At 63.6% G+C, this 2,072-nt stretch carries 3 protein-coding genes; all 3 read right to left on the minus strand.

Annotation, left to right across the window (positions count from 1 at the left end; genetic code table 11):
- Nucleotides 1-630: DUF4150 domain-containing protein (locus ACPYOI_RS35530; protein WP_481424104.1), on the minus strand; the 630-nt coding region annotated here is incomplete at its 3' end.
- Complete coding sequence (locus ACPYOI_RS35535) at nt 630-1,652, minus strand: 3-oxoacyl-ACP synthase (RefSeq protein ID WP_481414650.1); 1,023 nt, start codon at nt 1,650-1,652, stop codon at nt 630-632. The genes ACPYOI_RS35530 and ACPYOI_RS35535, both read right to left, overlap by 1 nt.
- A partial coding sequence (locus ACPYOI_RS35540; protein ID WP_481424105.1) for a DUF2169 domain-containing protein occupies nt 1,649-2,072 on the minus strand: 424 nt, incomplete at its 5' end. The genes ACPYOI_RS35540 and ACPYOI_RS35535, both read right to left, overlap by 4 nt.

Raw genomic sequence — 2,072 nt, forward strand, 5'->3', positions numbered from 1 at the left:
GCAGATGCACGGGGCGGTCTGGTTGTCGTACTCCTTCCACCGCGTAAAGGACTTGTTCTGCTTACGGCTGCTCTGGAAGCACCCGACGCGAACGAAGTGTTCGGATTCTTGTCCCGCAGGGCAGTCGGCCTTCGAATGCTGATGGAGCCGGATCTGGTATTTGTTGAGCAGGGTTTCGCAGTCCTGTCCCCCGGCGGTCAGTCCGGCCATATGGGGCCATGTGACCGTGTTGGGACCTGGGGAGGAATGATTGTTGGTGGCGAGATCGGTAAAGCGAATGACCGGTTCGCCGTCAAATTTCACATCGTTCGACCAGCTGTTGAAATATTCCTTGCCGGTATTGTTCGATGTGATGATGCCCTTCTTGGCGGCGCAGCCTGCCTCGGTACCGGACGTTCTCGACAGGTCGGACTTGTTCTTGATGTTGACGGTCTGGCCGCCGATCTTGACCGTACCCGTGCCCTTCTCGGTGTCGCTGGCAAAGCCGAAGCTGGGGTAGGGGATCGGCACGCCAGGGGGCGTCGCCGGGTTCTCGGGCGGGGTGAAGCAGGTATCCGGGAAAACCGCGATGGTTCTGGCGTTCACTGCCCTGCCGGAGATTTCAAGCCCGTTTGCGAAAACGTTCGACATTACGCGGCCCTCGCCGCCAGGATCGCCGCGCCACAGGCACCGGAATCGTTGGAGGCTTCGATCAAGACCGGGTTGCCGGCGGCGTAGCCCTTGCGGGCGGCGGTGAAAGCCATGCCGATCATCATGGGCACGGCGGCCGCGCCGACATTGCCGAGGCTTTCTCCCGGCGACCAGATGTCCTGGAAGTCGTGCCGGCCGCGCAGCAGCCGCAGGCTCGCCAATGCGGATTGCTTGAACCAATATTGCTCGCCGACGAGATCGGCGATGCGGTAGCCCACACGGTTCATCTCTATGCCGGCGTCCTGAAGTGCGGCGCGGTAGGCGAATGTCATGCCGTCGCCCCGCAACGGCAGATCCTCCGCATTGTAGATGAATGCCTGCTCGCGGGTGAGGCCGAGCCCAGACAGACCAAGGCCGCTATTTTGCGAACGGGTGCAAAGCACTGCTGCCGCGGCTTCCCCGGGGATGAAGCCATTCGGATTGTCCGCAGTCAGCAGGCGTTTGTCGGCAAGATAATAAGAGACAGCCGCTGCCGTCAGATAGCTGTCGACGCCAGCGATCATCACGTAGGGCGCTTCGCCCGCCGCCAGTATGCGGCGTGCCTGTTCTAGGGCGACGTGCCCCGAGGGACGACCATGGGGCACAATCCTCGAGCGGCCATGCGGCGGACTTTCCACGATCTCCGCTATGCGCTGGAGCAGGCGTGCACCATCGGGGGCAGGGCGGCCAATTCGGCCCTCCTCGGCAAGACAGAGGATGAGCGCGGTCTGGCCGCGGGCTTCAGGCACGGCCTCGAAGGCCTCGCAAATGGCACCTGCGGCGAGATGGGCCATGCGCCTTTCGCCAACCCAGTTGCGCGGCAGCGGCACGGGAGCTCCAATCAGCCAATCTCCGCCAGGCCCCAGAAAGCGCGTCTCCTGAAAGCCGTCCAGGCGCGCCCGCATCGCCGCGCAGGCGGAGGGCGCGTCGAGGCCGACGGCCGTCGCCATGCCGATCGAGACGATGTCGATCGGCGTGGTCATGCCTCTTCCTCCTCCGGCAGAGGCGCACTGCTCGCGCGCACGAAGGCGCGACCCGTGGCACGCGCCCTCAGCATGGATTGGGTCGGCGGGCCGACCCAGCATTCGCTGAAGTCGAGGATTGTCCGGTGGATGCGCTGCGACACACGCCAGACCAACGAAAAGCGCCGGTTTTCCAGGTCTAACAAAATAGTGTCGGGCGGTATCGCGCGCTCAAAGGCTTTCTCACGGCCCTTGAACAGCGTCATCGGAAGGCTGGTGGCCGGCAGCCGGAAGCTTTCGCGCCCCACTGGCGTCAAATTCACCAGCATCACCTCCTCGCCGCCCTTCGGATGCTCTATCTGCTGGTCGGGCGGCGCCATCTGGAAATAGCGGTCGTCGAAATCCGGCGGCAGGAACGGGAAGATGTTGTCGATCCAGTTC

This window comes from Rhizobium sp. SVR5-2C (genome assembly GCF_056755115.1).